Annotated in this window: 19 protein-coding genes and 1 pseudogene; 8 read left to right on the top strand and 12 right to left on the bottom strand. The window is 72.6% G+C overall.

All coding sequences use genetic code 11. The features are described from left to right. Positions 1-426 (bottom strand): helix-turn-helix domain-containing protein, encoded by a 426-nt coding sequence (locus tag ACFY30_RS09090; RefSeq protein ID WP_390844496.1) that lies wholly within the window; start codon positions 424-426, stop codon positions 1-3. Positions 427-620: 194 nt separating this feature from the next. On the opposite strand from ACFY30_RS09090, the gene ACFY30_RS09085 reads away from it, so the two are divergent. After that, on the top strand, positions 621-1,928 hold the full coding sequence (locus ACFY30_RS09085) for a chloride channel protein (protein WP_390844495.1): 1,308 nt from the start codon (positions 621-623) through the stop codon (positions 1,926-1,928). On the opposite strand, the pseudogene ACFY30_RS09080 reads toward ACFY30_RS09085, so the two are convergent. The 5 genes and pseudogenes from ACFY30_RS09080 to ACFY30_RS09060 all read right to left on the bottom strand — a co-directional run bounded on the left by ACFY30_RS09080 (position 1,876) and on the right by ACFY30_RS09060 (position 8,713). Beyond that, positions 1,876-3,697: pseudogene (locus tag ACFY30_RS09080) on the bottom strand (glycoside hydrolase family 15 protein). The gene ACFY30_RS09085 and the pseudogene ACFY30_RS09080 sit on opposite strands and share 53 nt — an antisense overlap. Positions 3,698-3,711: 14 nt before the next feature. Continuing rightward, entirely contained in the window at positions 3,712-5,130 is a 1,419-nt protein-coding gene (locus tag ACFY30_RS09075; RefSeq protein WP_390844494.1) for a DUF2252 domain-containing protein, read from the bottom strand. Continuing rightward, entirely contained in the window at positions 5,127-5,378 is a 252-nt protein-coding gene (locus ACFY30_RS09070; protein ID WP_390844493.1) for a hypothetical protein, read from the bottom strand. Before ACFY30_RS09070 ends, ACFY30_RS09075 begins: the two co-directional genes overlap by 4 nt. Positions 5,379-5,429: 51 nt before the next feature. Continuing rightward, positions 5,430-6,569, bottom strand: coding sequence for a YhjD/YihY/BrkB family envelope integrity protein (locus ACFY30_RS09065; protein ID WP_390844491.1), 1,140 nt, complete (start codon positions 6,567-6,569; stop codon positions 5,430-5,432). A gap of 836 nt (positions 6,570-7,405) precedes the next feature. Continuing rightward, positions 7,406-8,713 carry a hypothetical protein gene (locus tag ACFY30_RS09060; protein ID WP_390844490.1) on the bottom strand — a complete coding sequence of 436 codons (1,308 nt, stop codon included), beginning with the start codon at positions 8,711-8,713 and terminating at the stop codon, positions 7,406-7,408. A 158-nt stretch (positions 8,714-8,871) separates the two neighbouring features. Here ACFY30_RS09060 and ACFY30_RS09055 point away from each other — a divergent pair, with 158 nt between their 5' ends. Then, positions 8,872-9,294: a DUF6325 family protein gene (locus tag ACFY30_RS09055; protein WP_390844730.1), complete on the top strand. Its 423-nt coding sequence runs from the start codon at positions 8,872-8,874 to the stop codon at positions 9,292-9,294. Positions 9,295-9,314: 20 nt separating this feature from the next. Here the strand turns inward: ACFY30_RS09055 and ACFY30_RS09050 are convergent, their stop codons facing one another. The 3 genes from ACFY30_RS09050 to ACFY30_RS09040 form a co-directional block, all read right to left on the bottom strand. Beyond that, a complete protein-coding gene (locus ACFY30_RS09050; protein ID WP_390844489.1) occupies positions 9,315-9,686 on the bottom strand; it encodes a hypothetical protein in 372 nt (123 codons plus the stop codon). A 146-nt stretch (positions 9,687-9,832) separates the two neighbouring features. Next, positions 9,833-10,552: an SDR family NAD(P)-dependent oxidoreductase gene (locus ACFY30_RS09045; protein ID WP_390844487.1), complete on the bottom strand. Its 720-nt coding sequence runs from the start codon at positions 10,550-10,552 to the stop codon at positions 9,833-9,835. A gap of 144 nt (positions 10,553-10,696) precedes the next feature. Next, a complete protein-coding gene (locus ACFY30_RS09040; RefSeq protein ID WP_390844486.1) occupies positions 10,697-11,122 on the bottom strand; it encodes a hypothetical protein in 426 nt (141 codons plus the stop codon). Positions 11,123-11,242: 120 nt separating this feature from the next. Here ACFY30_RS09040 and ACFY30_RS09035 point away from each other — a divergent pair, with 120 nt between their 5' ends. The 3 genes from ACFY30_RS09035 (at position 11,243) to ACFY30_RS09025 (ending at position 12,815) form a co-directional block, all read left to right on the top strand. Continuing rightward, the gene (locus ACFY30_RS09035) at positions 11,243-11,539 is read left to right on the top strand and encodes an SHOCT domain-containing protein (protein ID WP_390844485.1); all 297 of its coding nucleotides are present in this window, start codon (positions 11,243-11,245) and stop codon (positions 11,537-11,539) included. Between the two features lie 34 nt (positions 11,540-11,573). Further along, on the top strand, positions 11,574-12,164 hold the full coding sequence (locus ACFY30_RS09030; protein WP_390844484.1) for a GNAT family N-acetyltransferase: 591 nt from the start codon (positions 11,574-11,576) through the stop codon (positions 12,162-12,164). Between the two features lie 81 nt (positions 12,165-12,245). Beyond that, the gene (locus tag ACFY30_RS09025) at positions 12,246-12,815 is read left to right on the top strand and encodes a DUF4232 domain-containing protein (RefSeq protein WP_390844483.1); all 570 of its coding nucleotides are present in this window, start codon (positions 12,246-12,248) and stop codon (positions 12,813-12,815) included. A gap of 184 nt (positions 12,816-12,999) precedes the next feature. On the opposite strand, the gene ACFY30_RS09020 is transcribed toward ACFY30_RS09025, so the two are convergent. Beyond that, positions 13,000-14,274, bottom strand: a complete 1,275-nt coding sequence (locus ACFY30_RS09020) for an MFS transporter (RefSeq protein WP_390844482.1) — start codon at positions 14,272-14,274, stop codon at positions 13,000-13,002. 82 nt (positions 14,275-14,356) lie between these two features. Between ACFY30_RS09020 and ACFY30_RS09015 the strand changes: the two genes are divergently transcribed. From ACFY30_RS09015 to ACFY30_RS09005, 3 genes are all read left to right on the top strand, one after another. Further along, positions 14,357-15,415: an ArsR family transcriptional regulator gene (locus tag ACFY30_RS09015; RefSeq protein WP_390844481.1), complete on the top strand. Its 1,059-nt coding sequence runs from the start codon at positions 14,357-14,359 to the stop codon at positions 15,413-15,415. Positions 15,416-15,589: 174 nt separating this feature from the next. Further along, positions 15,590-16,105, top strand: coding sequence for a glutathione peroxidase (locus tag ACFY30_RS09010; RefSeq protein ID WP_390844480.1), 516 nt, complete (start codon positions 15,590-15,592; stop codon positions 16,103-16,105). Positions 16,106-16,179: 74 nt separating this feature from the next. Beyond that, complete coding sequence (locus ACFY30_RS09005) at positions 16,180-17,049, top strand: MerR family transcriptional regulator (RefSeq protein WP_390844479.1); 870 nt, start codon at positions 16,180-16,182, stop codon at positions 17,047-17,049. Positions 17,050-17,181: 132 nt separating this feature from the next. On the opposite strand, the gene ACFY30_RS09000 is transcribed toward ACFY30_RS09005, so the two are convergent. Continuing rightward, positions 17,182-17,373, bottom strand: coding sequence for a DUF397 domain-containing protein (locus ACFY30_RS09000; RefSeq protein WP_390660325.1), 192 nt, complete (start codon positions 17,371-17,373; stop codon positions 17,182-17,184). Positions 17,374-17,559: 186 nt separating this feature from the next. Continuing rightward, positions 17,560-18,417 carry a helix-turn-helix domain-containing protein gene (locus ACFY30_RS08995; protein ID WP_390660326.1) on the bottom strand — a complete coding sequence of 286 codons (858 nt, stop codon included), beginning with the start codon at positions 18,415-18,417 and terminating at the stop codon, positions 17,560-17,562. Positions 18,418-18,582 lie beyond the last annotated feature (165 nt).

The raw sequence follows: 18,582 nt of genomic DNA, 5'->3' as shown, positions 1-18,582 counted from the left end.
TCACGCTACGGGCGGAGGACCCGTCTTCGCTTCTCCATTCCTCACCGGCCTCGTGTGGATCTTGGCGTAGCAGGCCGGTACGGAGGCGCCCTCGTCGTGTTCACGGGCCCGGTACGCGCTCGGGGTCTCGCCGACCAGCTCGGTGAACCGCGAGCTGAACGACCCCAGCGAGGTACAGCCGACGGCGAAGCAGACCTCCGTCACGGACAGGTCGCCGCGCCGCAGCAGCGCCTTGGCGCGCTCGATCCGGCGCGTCATGAGGTAGCTGTACGGCGTCTCCCCGAAGGCGGCGCGGAAGCTGCGGGAGAAGTGGCCGGGCGACATGAGGGCGAGGCGCGCCAGCGCCGGGACGTCGAGCGGCTCGGCGTAGTGGCGGTCCATCGCGTCTCGTGCCCGGCGCAGCCGGACCAGATCCTCCAGCGTCACGGGATCACCTTGCCACAGGGGCCGGCGCCACTGAGCGCGAATCATCCGTGATGTGTATCTTCGTCCTGATATAAGACCACGTCACTTACAGGACGGCGTCACCTCGGGAGGCCCCCATCGCCGGGACGAAGTCGGAGGGCGGCTCCGGGTCCGCGCCGGGGAGCCAGCCCCAGGAAGCCGATCTGCTGCGGACCATGCTGCGCAGGCCGGAGTACCTCAGGGCGCTGCTGTTCTGCGGGCTGATCGGTGTCCCGGTGGCGCTGGTCGCGTTCTGGTTCCTGGTGGCGGTCCAGCAGTTGGAGCAGCTGATCTGGCAGGACTGGCCCGAAGAGCTCGGCTGGGAGCGGGCTCCCTGGTGGTGGGGGCTTCCGCTGCTTGCGGTGGCCGGGCTCGTCGTCGGTGTGGTGGTCGCGCGGCTGCCCGGCCGGGGCGGGCACATCCCGGCGGGCGGGCTGCACTCGGGCGGGGTCACCAAGGAGGCCCTGCCCGGTGTCGTCGTGGCCGCGCTGGCCGGTCTGCCGCTCGGCGTCGTGCTGGGGCCCGAGGCGCCGCTGATCGCCCTGGGCGGCGGTCTGGCATTGCTCCTCGCGAGCCTGGTCCGGGCGCCGCAGACGGAGGCGAGCACGACCCTGCTCGGCGTGGCCGGGGCCGCGGCGGCGATCTCGGCGCTGTTCGGCAACCCGCTGGTGGGCGCGGTGATGCTGATGGAGGTGGCCGGGGTGGGCGGCCCGCAGCTGTTCGCGGTCATGCTGCCGGCCCTGCTGGCCAGCGGCGTCGGAGACCTGATCTTCACCGGGTTCGTCCACTGGACCGGCCTGAGGACGGGGAGCCTGGACATCGGCCTGCCCAAGCCGCCGCCCCTCGACTGGGGTGACGTGCTGTGGGTGCTGCTGATCGCGCCGGCCCTGGCGCTGCTCGTCCACTGGATCTTCGTGGGCGGCAGGTTCGTGGCCGGCTTCGTGACGACCCGGACGGTACGGAACACCACCCTGTGCGCACTGGGGGCGGCGGTCTGCGTCTCGCTCTACGCCGTCACCACCGGCCGTTCGCCGGCCGAGGCCGCCCTGTCCGGGGAGGCCACCCTGGGCCGGCTGGCACAGGATCCGCACGCCTGGTCGGTGGGCGCCCTGGTCGCGGTGCTGGCGTTCAAGTCCCTCGCCTACGCGCTCTGTCTGGGGAGCCTGCGCGGTGGTCCCGTCTTCCCCGCCCTGTTCCTGGGCGGGGCGGCCGGGGTGCTGCTGGCGCCGCTGCCCGGGCTGGGGCTGGTGCCGGCGATGGCGGCCGGCATGGCGGCGTCGGTGACCGCGGCGCTGCGGCTGCCGGTGAGCAGTGTGATCCTGGTCGTGCTCCTGCTGGGCAACGTGGACACGGTGGCGCTGGTGGTGCTCGCCGCCGTCGTGTCGTTCGTCCTCACCCAGCTGCTGCCGCAGGGTCCGGGCATCCCCTCGTTCAGCGAGCGTCCAGCCGGTCGAGCGCCTCGTCCAGCGTCGCCGCGGCCGTGATGAGCGACAGGTGCGTGAACGCCTGCGGGAAGTTGCCCAGTTGCTCACCGCTGGGGCCGATCTCCTCCGCGAACAGGCCCACATGGTTGGCGTACGTATGCATCTTCTCGAAGGTGTAGCGGGCCTGTGGGAGACGGCCGGCCCGGGCGAGCGCGTCGACGTAGAGGAAGGTGCACAGGCTGAACGTGCCCTCCGAGCCGCGCAGTCCGTCGGGGGAGGCCGCCGGGTCGTAGCGGTAGACCAGGCTGTCGGAGACCAGCCGCTGCTCGATGGCGTCGAGGGTGGCCAGCCAGCCGGGGCTGCGCGGGGCGATGAAGCCCACCCGGGGGGCGAGCAGGAGGGAGGCGTCCAGGACGTCACCGCCGTAGTGCTGGACCAGTGCCTGCTCCTTCTGGCTCCAGCCGCGCTCCATGACCTCCTCCAGGATCGTGTCCCGGGCCTGGATCCAGCGCCGGGTGTCGGCGGGCCGCCGGAACTCCTCGGCCGTCTTCAGGCAGTTGTCCAGGGCCGCCCAGCACATCACGCGGCTGTAGGTGAAGTCCTTGCGGCCGCCGCGGGTCTCCCAGATGCCCTCGTCGGGCCGGTTCCAGTGGTCCGTGAGCCAGTCCATCAGCCGGCTGAGGCCCTTCCAGCCGTGGTAGCCCACCTGCTGGCCGATCTCGTCGATGCCCTCGGACATGGCGTAGAAGACCTCGCCGTAGATGTCGAGCTGGAGCTGGTCGGCGGCGGCGTTCCCGGCCCGCACGGGGCGGGAACCGCGGTAGCCCTCGAAGTGGTCGAGGATCTCCTCCGACAGCTGGGGGTCTCCTTCGACCCGGTACATGATCTGCAGCGGTTCCCCGCCCATTCCGTCGCGGTCGCGCAGCCGTTCGCCGAGCCAGCGCACGAACTGGGCGGCCTCCTCGACGAATCCCAGGTCGAGCAGGGCGCGCACCGACAGCGAGCCGTCGCGTATCCAGGTGTAGCGGCAGTCCCAGTTGCGTTCCCCGCCGACCTGTTCGGGCAGTCCCATCGTCGCGGCGGCGACCGGGGCGCCGCTCGGGCCGTAGGTCAGCATCTCGAAAGTGATGGCCGAGCGGTTCACCATGTCAGGCCAGCGGCCGCGGTAGCGGGAGGTGCGCACCCAGCTCTGCCAGAACTCGATGACGTCCCCCAGCTCCTCGTCGGCCGAGTCCACGGTGAGCGGCGGCGGGGGCCCGCCGTCCCGGCCGCACACGGTGAACACGGCGGCGGCCGACTGCCCGGCGTCCAGGGTGACCGTGCCCCGGACGTCCGTGCCGTCCCGCTCCAGCGGGAAGGTGGCCTGGAGGTACGAGGTGATCCCCGGCGCGCGGAAGGCGGCGACCCCGTCGGTCGTGTCGAGGGTGTGGGGGCCCGGGCGTAGTCGAAGCGCGGACGGCACTCCAGGGCGTAGCGCACGGTGCCGCGCACCGTCCGTACGATCCGCACCAGGGTGTGCCGGTCGGACGGGGTGCGCGAGCGGACGACCGGCATGTGGTCGACGACCTCGCCGACGCCTTCGGGTGACAGGAAGCGGGTGACCACGACGGCGCTGTCGGGGTAGTAGATCTGCCGGCGGGTCACCTCCGTGGTCGTCGGCGCGAACCGGAAGTGGCCGCCGCGGTCGTGGTCCAGCAGGGACGCGAAGATGCTGGCGAGTCGAAGCGCGGTGCCGCGAACCAGTCGATCACGCCCTCGGAGGTCACCAGGGCGGCGGTCTGCAGGTCCCCGATCAGCCCGTGTTCGGCGATGGGCGGGTAACGGTCCATGGAACGGTCTCCCTTCAGGCCGCTTCGGCGCGGACCCGTCCCGCCCCGACGGCGTCGAGGAGGGCCTGGTGGTCCTTCTCGTTCTGATCGGCGTACAGCTCGGCGAAGGTCGCCAGCGCGCGGTCGAAGGAGTCGCCGCCGCCCAGGTAGGCGGCGATCGCGATGCGGTCCCCGGAGCGGGCGTGGGAGCGGGCCAGGGTGGCGCCGCACAACTGGCCGAACAGGGTCATCCGCCGGGGCGACATGTTCTCGGCCACGGCGATGCCCTTCCAGTCGCGCAGCTGGCGGACGTAGAAGTCGCGGCGGCGGCCGTCGATGCCGGTGACGCGTTCCCACCCCAGGAAGATGTCGCTGGTGGCCTGCATCAGCCGCTGCCCGGCGACGACCCGCTCGCCCTGGGTGCGGTACCCGCCGGAACCCGCGTAGGGCGCCAGGACCGACTCGTCGGCCTCCTTCGCCTGCAGGAACAGCGGGTCCTCGTCGTCCTTGCCGAGCAGCAGCACGATCCAGCAGCGGGTGCCGACGCTGCCCACGCCGACGACCTTGCGGGCGATGTCGGCGACGCGGTAGCTCTCCAGCAGGAACCGGCGGTCGGAGGGCAGGGAGTGGCCGTACCGCTCGACGAGCCGGCTGATCTCCCTCTCCAGCGCGCCGCTCTCGGCGTGCGGAAGCAGGTTCTCGAGCCGGATCAGCAGCGGCGGGTCGTCGGCGATCCTGCGCCGGCCGTCGACGACACGGGTGAGCTTGTCGAAGGCCTGCAGCGTGTCGTGTCCCCGGGCCCGCGCCCGGGTCTGCGCCCAGCGCTCGCGGGTGTCGGCGTCGAGGTCCACGTCGAACCGCTGCTGCAGCTCGTCCGCCTCGAAGCGGGTGTACCAGACCTCGAGATTGCCCATCCCCGCGAACTCCCGCATCCGCTCGCGGTACGACCGTACGGTCGCGCGCACCACGGACGCCCGCTCCTTGGCGCGGAAGCCGTTGGCGCGGCCCGCGATGACCAGGCTCGCCGACAGCCGTTTGACGTCCCACTCCCACGGGCCGGGCAGGGTCTCGTCGAAGTCGTTGATGTCGAACATCAGCCGGCGTTCCGGGGAGGCAAGCAGCCGGAAGTTGAGCATGTGGGCGTCACCGCACAGCTGCACCCTGATGCCGGTGCGGGGTGTCTTCGCGAGGTCCGCGGCCATGATGGCGGCGGCTCCCCGGTAGAAACGGAACGGCGACTCGCTCATCCTGGAGTAGCGGATCGGTACGAGGTCGGGGACCCGTTTCGCGGACTGCGCCTCGATGATGTCCACCGGGTCGGTACGCGTGGGCGGCGGGGTGAACTCGGCGTGCGCGGACCGCGGTACGTCGGCCCGGGCGGCCCGGCCGCGCTCGGCGCGCTCCTTCGGGGTGCGGTGGCGCATCTCGTGGCCGGTGGGGTTGTGCTCGCTCATTGAAGACGCTCCGCGAAGTGGTCGCCGGTGCGCGGGGCGCCGGCGAGGGCCGTCAACGACGGTTCGGCCGCCCCGAGGCCCGGGAGGAGACTCGTGCCGGCGACGTAAAGGTGATCGAGGTCGTGGGCCCCGGCGACGTGGTGACGGATCGTCACGAAGACTGCGGGGGGATCCCGGTCGTCCCGTGCACGGGGGAGACGGTCACCCCGTTCGAGCGTGAGGACGTCGTGGTGCCGCGCGTCGGACATGCAGGCCGCCGTCCTCGGAGCATGCTCCGGTGCTGCCGGGTGCAACGGTGGTCATTCCGGTGGTGAACCGGTCGACCTCGGTCCGTCTACCAACGTATCCCCCGACGGTGACCCCGGCGAATCGACCGGCTCCGGCGGCATCGGTGAACCGGCCGGGCCCGGTGTCCCCGGTGAACCGGCCGGGCCCTGCGGTCCCGGCGCGCCCGGCGGTCCCGGAGCGCCCGGCGGCTCCGGTGAGCCCAGGTGCCGCGCCGCCCAGGGTTCCCGGGCGACGACCGCGCCGGCCGTGACGCAGAGGGTCACGACCACGCACAGCGTGATGAGCCAGGACAGCAGGGTGAAGACCGCGCCCATCGAGCCGTACTTCTCCAGACTGTTGTTGAGGGCTCGCGGCACGTACAGCGACGCGGTGGAGGTGAGCACGCTCAGGGCCGCGCCGGTCAGCAGCGCTCCCGGCAGCAGCGGCAGCCACGGCACGCGCGCGGTCAGCAGCAGGTGCTGGGTCCACCACCACATGCCGACCTCCGCGAGCAGCAGCAGCGGCAGGCCCAGCCACCACCCGAACCCGAAGCCCTCCCGCAGGACTCCCTGCACTCCGATCATGACCAGCCAGGCCGCGAGCCAGGCGATCCAGCGCCACGCCGCCACCCGTGCGCTCGCCCCGGGCAGGCGCCAGGCGCGCTCGCACAGCCGTTGCATGGCGCGGCTGCACGCGGTGGCCGAGACGAGCACCATCAGCCCGCTGACGATGCCGGTGGTCTGGCGCAGTTCGTCGTCGGTCCCGCCGGACTGGAAGGCCTTCTTCAGTTCGGCGTCCGCGGTTCCGGACAGGCCGAAGACGTGGTGCAGCGAGCTGACGAACTGGTCGCGCAGCTCCTGGGGGGCGATGGACGCCACCACGAAGAGCAGGGGGACCGCCGTCAGGAACGTCTGGGCGGCCAGCCGCGTCGCCGAGTCGAGCACGTTCACCGAGATGAGGTGCGACATCAGATGCGTGATCAGCGGGAACCGGGTCTCGGCCCGGGTGCGCAGCCCGACCAGCCGGGACCGGACCGAGGCGGCCCGCCCCTGCCGCCGTTCCCGCCGCCGTTCCCGCCGCCGTTCCCGGCGCGGCCGACGGGGCCGGCCGGGCCGGCGTGCCGGGCGGTCCCCGCCGGCCCCGTCGGCCCCGTCCCCTGTCCCTGGCTGCATGCTGCCAGCGTGCCGCCGCGCCGACCCCCCGGCTCGCGGCGGGAGCGTGACACGGGCTGAACGGGTGAACGGACCGGCCGAGGTCCCACGCCCCCGCGTCACCGAGCGGCGCGTCCCGCAGCGACGGCGGAGGCCACGGGACCGTACGCCCGCTCCGTGCGCCCCGCCCCGCACGCACCTCGCGTACGGCGACCGCCACACGGTCCGCCGGAGCGGGTCCAGGGCGCCCGGGGCGGCGGCGCCGGTCCGCCCTCGGACCCCTGGCGCCGGCGCGCCGAGCGCCGTGCGGAGCGACCACCCGTACGGCGAGCGGAAAGGCGGCCTCGCAGAGCGGCCGCGGGTACGACGCCCAGAGGCCGGCCTCGCAGAGCGGCCCGCCGTCCGCACTGGGCCGGCTGGCAGAGCCGGCCCACCGACCGCCAGGAGCCGGCCGCCGGGCAGCCACCAGTGCGGAACCGGAAAGCGGCCCCGCCGAGCAGCCACCGCTGCGGCAACCGGAAAGCGGCCCCACCGACCGCCGGGGGTCGGCCCGCCGAGCGGCCACCAGCGCGGCCGGGGAAACCCGGCCCCGCCGAGCAGGCGCCGTTACGGCGACCGGAAGCCGGCCCAGCCAAGCAGCCCACCGACCACCAGGAGCCCGCCCGCCGAGCGGCCACCAGTGCGGAACCGGAAAGCGGCCCCACCGACCGCCGGGGGTCGGCCCGCGGAGCGCCCACCAGCGCGGCCGGGGAAACCCGGCCCCGCCGAGCAGGCGCCGTCGCGGCGACCGGAATACCGGCCCCGCCCGTGGCCCTGGCCCTGGCCCCGCACCGTGACCCTGGCCCCCGCCCGTGTGCTCAGTGTGCCGGGCGGTCGGCGGGGTCGGTGTCGAGGAACTCGCGGACGCCGAAGGCGGCCAGCACGATCACGGCCGTCCAGAACACGACCGCCATGGTCGGATAGCTCCAGGTGAACAGGACGATCACGGCCACCACCAGGATCGCCGCCCCGATCCACGTCTTGAAGCGGTGCACGAACCGGCCCACCGGGCCGAGCCGCAGACCCGCCGAGACGGCCACGTCCCGCCCCGCGCCGATGCCCCTGCCGAAGAAGTGACGGGTGAGGACGGCGCCCCGGGAGGGACCGACGAAGAACGCGCCGAGGGCCGTCACGACGGCCAGCGCCCCGACCGCCCGCACGCTGGAGCGCAGGAACCGCACCAGCGCGTCGTAGACGGCGCCCGCGGCGTCCTCGTTGGTGCCCGCGGGCAGATGGTCCAGATACACCGCGCGGAAGACGGTGAGGGTCACGCCGAGGAGGACCATGGCGAGGAACACCCCGATCGCGGCCCCGATCAGCGCCCGCCGGCGATGGGACGCCAGGAACACGCCCCCGGCGGCGATCAGCACCGCGATGACGGGCAGCCAGTTGCCGACGATCTCCAGCACCCGCACATACGACTTGATCTTGCCGACGTCCTTGCCCTGCACCACGACGAAGTCCGTGTGGACGTCCGGGATCTTCGACGCCACCGTCAGTCCCGAGTCGACCAGCCGTTGCTTCACCTCGGCCACGATGGGCGCGACGTCGATGGCGACCTCATCGTCCTTCAGCGTCACGACACTGTCGGAGCTGCCCGTCAGGGCCTTGTCCACGGCGTCGTGGGCCCGGCGGTTGGCGTTCTCCCAGACCTTCTCGAAGGCGGCGCTGGAGACCACGCGCATCACGGTGCCGCTCACCAGCTCCTTCAGACCGCTGGTGATCGGACCGTCCAGGTCGCCGACGAGGCTCGCGATCCTGGGCGGCACGCCCTGCTGTTTCGCCGCGTCGCTCAGCTCCGCGACCAGGCCCTCCACGTCGATCTGCTGGAGCACGGCGTCGGTGACCCGGGTGGTCACGGCCTGCTGGACGGCGGGGTCGGAGGCCAGCGGCGCCACGGTGGCGACGTAACGGTCGGTGTCCCGGACGATGCTGTTCGCCCAGACCGCGACCACGGCGAGCAGGGCCAGCACGGACGCCAGAATGATCAGCAGGCAGGAGCCGAGTGCCCGCAGCCGGTGCTTCGGCTCGTGCCGGGAGCCCTCCAACTCGCTGATCCTGCGCCGCAGTTCCTCCAGCTCACCGTCCCGCGGCCGGCCGGGTGGGGGTCCGTCGCTGACTGTCATGTCTTCGAGGGGATCCCGGCGCGGACCGCCGTGCGAGCCGGGGAGGGCCGGTGGGGTGACGTGCGCACCGGGTGCGACGGCCCGGGTCCGGTGTTGCAATGGCAGTCGGGGGCCCGCGAGCACCAGAGGTGACCACCGTGAGCGAGCAATTCGACGAGATGGGACCCATCGACTACGTGGTGGTGGAGTTCCCCGGCAACCGTATGACGGGCGAGGGTTTTCCGCTGCTGGTCGATCTGGTGGACCGCGGCATCATCCGCATCCTGGACCTGATGTTCATCAGGAAGGAAGAGGACGGCTCGGTCACCGCCCTGGAGATCGCCGACCTCACCGGGGACGGCGGGCTCGACCTCGCCGTCTTCGAGGGCGCCCACTCCGGTCTGCTGGGCCAGGACGACCTGGAGGAGGCCGCCGCGGCCGTCGAACCCGGCAGCTCCGCCGGACTGCTGGTCTACGAGAACCTGTGGGCGGCGCCCTTCGCCACCGCCCTGCGGCACGGCGGCGCGCAGCTGGTCGCCTCCGGGCGCCTGCCCGTGCAGGCGATCCTCGCCTCCCTCGAAGCGGCCGAGGCAGCTACCTGAGCGGAATGCCGGCCCGGGGCTCAGCCGCCACCGCCCACGACGGAGTAGCTGCGCCAGGGGGTCTGGCCGGGTGTGAACTCGACGGACATCTGCGTCCCGAGGTAGAAGCTCTCGCCGCCGGTCCGGCCGCTCTGGTCGTCGCCGGCCTTGGTCAGCACGCAGTCGTCGTTGGCGTAGAGCCGGATGTCGCTGACCGTGTAGTTGGTCACCTGGTGGGCGCCGCCCGGCATCTGGTGGCAGTCCTCGTCGGACGGGCTCTGGATCTTCACCACCCGCTTGGCCGGGGTGGTGTACTCGATCGTGCCCATGGCGTTGTGCTCCGTACAGCCCGCGGCGGCGAGCACGAGAACGACGGCTCCGGCCCGCCGGCCGGCGCGGCTACGACAGATCATGGCGGCGAGTCCTCGTCTGTGCGGGAGGTCAACGGATTCTGCGGGTCCTGCGGGTTCTGCGGGTCCTGCGGGTCCTGCGGGTCCTGTGTGTCAGGCGAGAAGCCTGAGGCCTCTTCAGCCCAGGCTGCCGTGACCCGCCGTCCGCGTCATCCGGGGCGGGCCCAGTCGGCTGAATCCCCCAGGGCGCAGCCGCGGTGACGACCGACCAGGTGTTCACCGGCCTGGCCCTGATCGTCGTCCTGGCGGTGGGCTCGCAGGTGCTGGCGAGCCGGCTGCGCGTCCCTGCGCTGATCCTGCTGCCGGGAGAGGATCACCGCCTCCGGCCTCGACCTCGCCCCGGGGGAACTGTTCGCGGCGGCCACCGGGGCCGGCGCCGAACTGGAGGGCCTCACCGGGGTCCTGCTGCTGACCGAGGAGGACGACTTCAACTCCTTGGTGGCCTCGCGCGCGCACAGGAACTGGCCGGTGAGGTTGACGTCCAGCACCTTGTGCCACTGGTCCAGCGTCATGTCCGTGATGGCCGCGTCCCGTTGCAGGCCCGCGTTGGCCACCATCACGTCGATGGTCCCGAACTCCTCGACCATCCGGGCGACCATGTCGACGACCTGGTCCTCCTGGGAGACGTCCGCCTCGTGCGCGTACGCCCGGACCCCGAACCCCTCGATCTCGCGGACCACGTCCTCGGCGGCGTCCCGGCCGGCGACGTAGTTCACCACGACGTCGGCGCCGACCCGCCCGAGTGCGACGGCGGTCGCCCTGCCGATACCGGAATTGGCGCCGGTGACGAGGGCTTTCTGGCCTCTCAGGAGGGGAAAGGGGATCGGGGCGACCGGCTGAACATCCGGAATGCCGCTGCTGGTCGCCATCGATGTCTCCCTACGGGTGCGCCCCCGCCGGCCGGGGAAAGTCCACCCTCAAGGAAAACACCGCGGGGACACGCCGGCCCGGCGACGCGTGCCCCGGCTGCCCGTGCGGGTGACGGCCGGGGCCGAACGACGCAATGCCGTGCCTCAGGCTCTGGCGTCCCTGCTGGGTCCGACGCACAGCGCCCACATCACGAAGCCGTCGATGACGATCAGCATGATGGCCCAGAACGGGTACCAGGGCAGCCACGCGAAGTTGGCGATCATGGACAGTCCCGCCAGGGCGATACCGACGACACGCGCCCACATGGCGCCGCTGAACAGCGCGATGCCCGCCAGCGTCACCACGATGCCGAGCACGAGGTGCAGCCAGCCCCAACCGGTGAGGCTCCACTGGAAACTGAAATTCCTGGTGGTGACGAACACGTCGTCCTCGGCTATGGCGGCTATTCCCTCGAATATCGCCATGACGCCGCCGAACACCATCATGATCGCGGCGAACAGAGTCCAGCCGGATACGGCCATTCCACCGCGCGCGGTGCCCTGCGACATTCCTGTGCGTTGCGTAGCCATTTCGAGCTCCTTCGACCCGGGGCAAAAACGCATTCCCAGCCTGCCACGAATTGCGGTCCCCGGCAGATCAGCGGGAACCGTGCTCCAATGGAGGTACCGTCCGGGTGAAAGGAGATCGCCATGCCAGGTCTTCTTCGCGGTGTCGCCCGCACCGCGGTGGTCGCGGGAACGGCGACCGCGGTCTCCAACCGAGTGTCACGCCGCCAACAGGGCCGCTGGGCCGCCCAGGAGGCCGCTCCGGCCTACCAGCAGCCCGCCCAGGAACCCCAGGCCTACCAGCCGCCTCCGCAGACCACGCCCCTCGCCGACGACATGAGCAGCAAGATCGACCAGCTCAAGCAGCTCGGCGAGCTCAAGTCCCAAGGCGTCCTGACCGACGCGGAGTTCGAGGAACAGAAGCGCAGGCTGCTCGCCTGACGGCCGGGTCGCCTGCGCCGCGTACGATCGGCGGATGCCCCCCACCACGGTCGTGCTCCGGGCCGACGCGACGCCCGGCGCTCCCGCTCTCACCCTGCGCCCCTGGCGGCCGACGGACGTCGCGGAACTCGTCGAGGCGTTCCGGGATCCCGTCCTGCGCCGCTGGGGCAGCGTGCCCGCGACCGACGAGCCCGGCGTGGCGCGGTGGCTGGCCGGGCAGCGGGCGGACTGGGAGGCCGGCGAGCGGTTCGCCTTCGCCGTCCTGGAGACAGGGCCGGGGCCGGAGCACGGGCGGCTGGCGGGCCACATCGTCCTCAAGGACGTAGCGCCCGGCGAGCCGCGTGCCGAGGTGGGGTACTGGACCGCGGCCCACGCGCGCGGGAGGGGCGTGGCACCGCGTGCCCTTGAGGCGCTCACCCACTGGGCGTTCGACACCTTCGCCGGGGCCGGGCTGAACCGCCTGGAACTCCTCCACCAGGCCGACAACGAGGCGTCGTGCCGGGTGGCCGGGAAGGCGGGCTACGCCTTCGACCGCGCCCTGCCCGCCGCGCCGCCCGCCTATCCGCTCGACGGCCATCTCCACGTACGTTTCGTCACCGGTCCGTCACAGGACGTCACCCGGTAGAACCCGGCGTCCCCGCCCGTCCGTCTGCGCCGGTGGGGGCCGGCGAGGGCCGGTCCCGCCGGAGCGGCCTCGGGGGACGATATGCGGTACGGCATCCACAGGACGGCGTCGGTGGTGCTCGCGGTCTCGGCCGCGCTGGTGGTGACGGGGTGCGAGCCCGGTGACGTGGGGGCGGACCCGGCCGGCCCGGCTCCGGCCTCGGGGGGTGCGCCCGCCTGTTCCGCCGGCAGTCTGGAGGCCGCGGCCCGGCAGGCCGCCGAGCGGCCGGACGGCACCGGGACCGGAGCGGCGGTCGTGGCGTTCACCAACACCTCCGGTGCCTCCTGCGTCCTTCGGGGCCACCCGACGGTCGCGGGCGCGGGCAACGGGTCCCCGGAGCACAACCGCCCCCTGAAGGTGACGCCCAGCGGTACGGCCACGCCGGTGACGGTGGCGCCGGGCGGGAAGGCCTGGGTGAAGCTGACGTTCGTACAGGTCCAGGGAGAGGGCGACGGCTACTGCGCGTCGGGCGCCGACCCGGTCACGTACCCGACGACGGTCGTGGGGCTGCCGGGTTCGGGTGCGTACCAAGTCGCCCTGGACGACGGGGTGTTCGCGGAGTGCGACGACACGGTGACCGTCACTCCCGTCTCCGCGGTCGAACCCGCCTGACCGTGCCGGTCCGCGCGACGGGCGGGCCGTGCGGGCCGGGCTCACCGAGAAGGACAGCCGGCTCGCCCGGGAGTTCCATGGCGACGCGAGCGGTCGTATCGAGACCCTCCCGTCGCGGACGGGCGCGACCGCCTGGCCGCGCTCCTCGCCCGCGTGGTCCTCGGCGACAAGGCGCCCGAGGTGTTCACCGGCCCGGAGAGCGGAGCCTGAGCACCCCGCTCGGCGTGCCGCGATCCGCACTCGACCGTGCGCGGCGGCCGGACCGGTCGCCTGGTTCGCCCCGCCCCTTCCGGGTGCCGCCGGAGCCCGCCCGGGCCGCCACCGCCAGCGCCACCGTCACCGCGGCCGACGTCAGCGCCATCACCGTCATCGCGGCGCCCGGAGAGGTGAGTTGGGCCATTCCGCCCGCCAGCGCCGCGGCCGTCCCCTGGAGGGTGAGCATCCCGGCGGAGTGCAACCCCAGGGCGTGTCCGCTGAGTTCGGCGGGGGTGAGGGACATCAGGCGTTCCTGCTGGACCAGGCTGGCGCCGAAGCCGACGGAGGCGAGGGCCGCGCAGGCGGCGGCGAGGGGAAGAGCGGGGCGCAGGGCGAAGAAGAGGTACGGGACGGCCAGGAGCAGCAGCAGAGGAGTCGCCGCCCGGGCCCGTACGGCCGGCGGGAGCAGGCGGCCCACGGTCACGTCACCGGCCAGCATCCCCAGCGCCGCGCACGCGAACAGCGTGCCCGCCGATCCGGGCGTGTACGGCACGAACAGGGCCTCGCAGCCCACGACCAGGCCGTTGGGCACCCACAGGCCGAGATAGGTGAGACGGCGGGGACGGGAGGACCACAGCACGGCGTTGGTGCGCCAGGTGGCCGCGGCCGAGGGGCGGCCCGCCGCGCGCGGCGGGCGGGCGGTCAGGCCGAGGCGGGCGAGCAGGGCGGCGCCGGCGTAGAGCAGGGCGGCGAGCAGCAGCACGGGGCGCGGGCCCAGGGCGGTGATCAGGACGCCTCCGGTGGCGTACCCCGTGACCTGGAGGAGCCCGTGCATGACGTTGAAGAGCGAACGCCCCGGCAGATAGCTGCCGGGGCTCAGGATCTCGTTCAGCAGCCCCCAGCGGACGCCCCCGCCGAGCGAGTCGATCAGGCCCTGGAGGAGGACCACGGCGAGGACGCCGTACACCGGCAGCCCGGGCAGGGCCAGCACGGTGGTGGTGACGGCGAAGGCGAGGGACAGGCCGGCCAGGGTCGCCCTCGGGGGCAGCCGGTCGGCGCCCGAGAGCAGCACGGTCGCGCCCAGCACCTGGGCCAGTGACGGCCCGAACATGCTCACGGCGGAGAGCAGCGGGGAGCCGGTGGCGCGGTAGACGAGGGTGGCGAGGGCGAGCCCGCTCACCGTCGACGCGGCGGTGTGGGCGGCGGAGGAAAGGAACAGAGGGGTGAACTCGGTGGTGCGCAGGAGCTGTCGGTAGCCGGTCATGGCTGGAGTCTCCGGCGGCCCCGCGACGGGTCATCATTGTTTCGCGGACACGCGAAACCTCGTGCGCGCGGGAGGAGTTGTCGTGGGCTGGTGGCAGGTCAACGCGGACACCCTCGCCCGCAGCCGGTTCGTGCTGTCGCCGCTCGCCGAGACCTTCGCGAGCCTGAAGCTGCTGCACGCGGGTGCCGGGGCGCATCCCGGCGAGCACGCCTGGCTGCGGGCCCATCTGCCCGGCTACCGGGCCGGGTTGGCGGCCGATCCGGTGACCGCGCTGCTGGTCCGCGCCGGGCTGGGGCGGAGCTGGATCGCCGACTTCCTCACTCCGACCCCGCACGCCGGGGAGACCTTCGAGCAGGGCGTGGCCCGGGTGCGGGCGGCGGACCCGGCGGACGCCCGCGCGCATCTGCGGATGTCCCTCGCCGGCCCGCTGCCCGCCGCCCTGGACCGCGACGACCTGCCCGAGCGGGCGGCCGCGCTGCTGGAGTACGTGTGGGAGACGGCGGTACGGCCGTCCTGGGAGCGCCGGCGGCATGTGCTGGAGGCCGATGTCGTCGCGCGGACCGCGCAGGTCGGCAGGGGAGGCTGGGCGGCGGTGCTGGACTCTCTCCGGCCGGGGACGCGGTGGCTCGGGGAGAACCGGTTCCAGGTCAACGCGCATGAATACCCGCCCCGCGAGATCTCCGGCGCCGAACTGGTCCTCGTGCCCGTCACCCCGACGGCGGGGTGGGTGTCGTGGGAGGGGCGGGAGCGGTACGCCGTCGTGTACCCGTGCGCGGGGGCGCTGGCCGGGGACGACCGGGAGCGGGCCGCGCCGGCGGCCCTCGGCGCCCTGCTGGGCCCGGCGCGGGCGTCGGTCCTGGTGCTGCTCGGCCAGGGGCCCCTGAGCACGACCCAGCTGGTCGCCCTGACCGGGCAGCGGCTGGGTTCGGTGGGCCGGCATCTGCGGGTGCTGCGGGACGCGGGGCTGGTGGAGCGGCGGCGGGCGGGGCGGTCGGTGCTGTACTCGCGGACGGGCGCGGGGGAGGTGCTGGTGGGCGCTTCCGATCCCGGGACCGGTTCGGTTCAGCCGCCGGGGCCGGGGGTGGTGCGGCCCTTCCCGTCGCCTGCCCCGGGCCGACGGGTGGGGCCGGACAGGGCTTAGCGCCGCGGCAGGCGACGTTCGCCCCGTCGCGACGCCCGGCACGCCCTCTCGCCGCACCGGCCGAAAGCCCGACTACATCCAGTACGAGAGCTTCCGGCCGGTACGCCGGGAGCACGCACCGGACGCCGCTCCTTGACGGGCAAACGTCGCCTGCCCCGGCGCTAGCATCCACGCATGACTACTGATGCCGTGTCCTCCTCCCCCCTCGACGTCGAGATCGCCGCTCTCAAGGGCGGCTCCGCGGAGCTGTCGCAGTACGCGGGCCAGGTGGTGCTGATCGTGAACGTGGCCTCCAAGTGCGGGCTGACCCCGCAGTACACGGGCCTGGAGCGGCTCCAGGAGCGGTATGCCGCCCAGGGCTTCACCGTGCTCGGGGTGCCCTGCAACCAGTTCCTCGGACAGGAGCCCGGTACCGCCGAGGAGATCGCGGAGTTCTGCTCGGCGACGTACGGCGTGACCTTCCCGCTGACCGAGAAGGCCGAGGTGAACGGGGAGGGCCGGCACCCCCTGTACGAGCGCCTCGTCGGCTTCGCGGACGCGGAGGGCCACGCGGGCGACATCCGCTGGAACTTCGAGAAGTTCCTCGTCGGCCGCGACGGGACCGTCGTCGCCCGCTTCTCCCCGCAGACCGAGCCGGAGGCGGCCGAGGTCGTCTCCGCGATCGAGGCGCAGCTCGGCCGGACCGCTTGACCTTGCCCCCGGGGCAAGGCGGAGTCTCCTCGTCGCCGGGCGGAGAAGGCCGCCCGGCGACGGAGGTCGGCCAGGTGAACGTACGCAACGACGACGAGCTGCTCACCATCGGTGTGTTCGCCGCACGGGCCCGTCTGTCGGCCAAGGCGCTGCGGCTCTACGACCGGCTGGGCCTGCTGGCCCCGGCGCACGTCGACGAGGTCAGCGGCTACCGCTACTACCGGGCCGCCCAGGTGGACCGCGCCCGGCTGGTGGCGATGCTGCGGCAGCTCGACATGCCGCTCGCGCGGATCGCCGAGATCGTCGGCATCCCGGTGGGCGCCGAGGCCGGGGACCGGCTCGCCGCCTACTGGGGCGAGGTCGAGGCCCGGTTCGCCGCCCAGCGCACGCTCGCCGCGTACCTCCGTGGACGGCTGTCGGGGAGGAGCTCCGAGATGTACGAGAAGTTCGAGATCGCCATGGCCGAGGTGCCCGCGCGGGTGGTCGTCACCGAGACCCGGCACACCCTCGCGGACGAGCTGCCGGCCTGGATCCCGGCCTCGCTGGGCCGCCTGGAGGCGGCGGCCGGGGAGTGCGGCGGCAGCACCGGCGCGCCGTTCGTGGTGTACCACGCCGAGGTCTCCATGGACAGCGACGGACCGGCCGAGTCGTGCGTGCCCGTCGCCGACGAGGCGGCGGCCCGGGCGTGGGCGGCCGCGCAGGGGCGGGGGCGGCAGGCCGAGGCGCGGGTGGAGCCGGCCCGGAGGCTGGCGTACACCCGGATCACCAAGGCACAGGTCGCCCATCCGCAGATCATCGCCGCGTTCGAGGCGGTGGAGGCATGGATGAAGCGGGAGGGCTGGGAGTACGACGGCCCGTGCCGCGAGATCTACTTCGCCGACTGGGACACGGCGGGCCCGGAGGACCCGGTGTGCGACGTGGCGTTCCCGGTGAAGCGGGCCTGACGGAGGCCCGGCCGCGCCGGGGTACGGGCCGAGCCCCCTCGGCAAGGACGGCGATCTTGTCGAGAGGGCTCTGTCGGTGGCTGTGCGGTTGTCCGCCGGTAACGGGGGCGTGGCTCAGAAGAATCCGTGCCCCTACCCCTTCACCGACGCCACGAAGGCGTTCCACACACCGGCGTCGAAAGCCAGCTTGGGGCCCTCGGGGATCTTGGTGTCCCCGAGCTCCAGCGTCTCTTCGACGGTCGACCTGACCATCACACAGGCGCCGTTGCCGTTGGTGTAGGAGGACGTGGTCCACGTGTCCGTGGCGCCCAGACGAATTGCCATGGTTGCTCCGTTAGCCAGTTGGCGAGTCACGGTTTTGCGCCAACGTCGGTGATCGTTGGCGTGATCGACGCTACTCGCCCACACCGCTGACCGGAGGAGCCATTCACTCGACCGAATGGCATATTCCAGGTGAGTCTTCCAGTCGAGCGTGTCAGCGGTGTACTATGCGCGACCGCGCGCGGGAGGTCATCGCGCGTATTCCTTCGCCAGGTCGTCGATGACCCGCCGCGAGTGCTCCACGTTCAGCGCCTGCGCCCGCAGGTGTTCGTACATCACGGAGTACTGCTGGACGTCGTAGGCCTTCTCCAGATAGAGGTCGCTCGTCACGCCCTCGATGTACACCACGCTCGAGTCGGAGGCGTCCGCGAACTCCAGGATCGTGTACTGGCCGTTGAGACCGGGGTGCGCGCCGACCTCGAACGGCAGCACCTGCACGGTGACATGCGGCAGCCGCGACATCTCGGCGAGATGCTCCAGCTGCTCACGCATCACCAGCCGGCTGCCGACGACCCGGCGCAGGGCGGCCTCGTCCAGCACGACCCACAGGCGCAGCGGACTGTCGCCGGTGGTGATTCGTTCCTGCCGCCGCAGACGCACCTGCACCCGCTTGTCGACCTCGGCCTCCGGCCGCTCGGGCAGCGACCCCCGGATGATGGCCTCGGCGTACGAACGGGTCTGCAACAGGCCGGTGACGGTCTGGGGTTCGTACACCCGCAGCGACTCCGCGTCGGTCTCCAGACCGATGTACACGCTGTAGGGAATGTCCCCGAAGGCATGCCACCAGCCCTGCTGGCGGGAGTCCTTCGCCATCTCCATCAGCGATTCGACCATCCGCTGGTCCTCGACCTCGTAGACTCCGCACAGATCACGCACATCGCGCTGGCTGATGCTGCGCCGGCCGTTCTCCAGACGGCTGATCTTCGACTGGGACACGAGCAGGCGCTCGGCGACCTGTTCGGCCGTCATGCCCTTCTCCTCACGGAGCCGGCGCAGCTCCTGGCCCAACCGGCGTCGCCTGACCGTGGGATTGACATTGGACGTCACGGGACGCGCACCTCCGGCTGCATGCCTGTAGTTGACACTTTGCGTATCTGCTGTTCAGCAGACTGCCACCAAGGTGCTTCGTACCGCTGGAAAACGGTGGATATGCGGCCGGTACACGTCAGTTCGGGTACCGCCCACCGCAGCGCGCGGACCTCGCCGGATCCC

It is taken from the genome of Streptomyces sp. NPDC000345, assembly GCF_042898825.1.
Classification (GTDB): Bacteria; Actinomycetota; Actinomycetes; order Streptomycetales; family Streptomycetaceae; genus Streptomyces.
This window is presented reverse-complemented; position numbering and strand designations above follow the sequence as displayed.

Coding starts and splice junctions, on each gene's coding strand:
- ACFY30_RS09040 (WP_390844486.1), bottom strand. CDS start 11,122: ATGGCTACGCAACGCACAGGAATGTCGCAGGGCACCGCGCGCGGTGGA.
- ACFY30_RS09060 (WP_390844490.1), bottom strand. CDS start 8,713: ATGACAGTCAGCGACGGACCCCCACCCGGCCGGCCGCGGGACGGTGAG.
- ACFY30_RS09045 (WP_390844487.1), bottom strand. CDS start 10,552: ATGGCGACCAGCAGCGGCATTCCGGATGTTCAGCCGGTCGCCCCGATC.
- ACFY30_RS09030 (WP_390844484.1), top strand. CDS start 11,574: ATGCCCCCCACCACGGTCGTGCTCCGGGCCGACGCGACGCCCGGCGCT.
- ACFY30_RS09050 (WP_390844489.1), bottom strand. CDS start 9,686: ATGATCTGTCGTAGCCGCGCCGGCCGGCGGGCCGGAGCCGTCGTTCTC.
- ACFY30_RS09055 (WP_390844730.1), top strand. CDS start 8,872: ATGGGACCCATCGACTACGTGGTGGTGGAGTTCCCCGGCAACCGTATG.
- ACFY30_RS09020 (WP_390844482.1), bottom strand. CDS start 14,274: ATGACCGGCTACCGACAGCTCCTGCGCACCACCGAGTTCACCCCTCTG.
- ACFY30_RS09025 (WP_390844483.1), top strand. CDS start 12,246: ATGCGGTACGGCATCCACAGGACGGCGTCGGTGGTGCTCGCGGTCTCG.
- ACFY30_RS09065 (WP_390844491.1), bottom strand. CDS start 6,569: ATGCAGCCAGGGACAGGGGACGGGGCCGACGGGGCCGGCGGGGACCGC.
- ACFY30_RS09000 (WP_390660325.1), bottom strand. CDS start 17,373: ATGGCAATTCGTCTGGGCGCCACGGACACGTGGACCACGTCCTCCTAC.
- ACFY30_RS09070 (WP_390844493.1), bottom strand. CDS start 5,378: ATGTCCGACGCGCGGCACCACGACGTCCTCACGCTCGAACGGGGTGAC.
- ACFY30_RS09010 (WP_390844480.1), top strand. CDS start 15,590: ATGACTACTGATGCCGTGTCCTCCTCCCCCCTCGACGTCGAGATCGCC.
- ACFY30_RS09085 (WP_390844495.1), top strand. CDS start 621: ATGCTGCGCAGGCCGGAGTACCTCAGGGCGCTGCTGTTCTGCGGGCTG.
- ACFY30_RS09075 (WP_390844494.1), bottom strand. CDS start 5,130: ATGAGCGAGCACAACCCCACCGGCCACGAGATGCGCCACCGCACCCCG.
- ACFY30_RS09035 (WP_390844485.1), top strand. CDS start 11,243: ATGCCAGGTCTTCTTCGCGGTGTCGCCCGCACCGCGGTGGTCGCGGGA.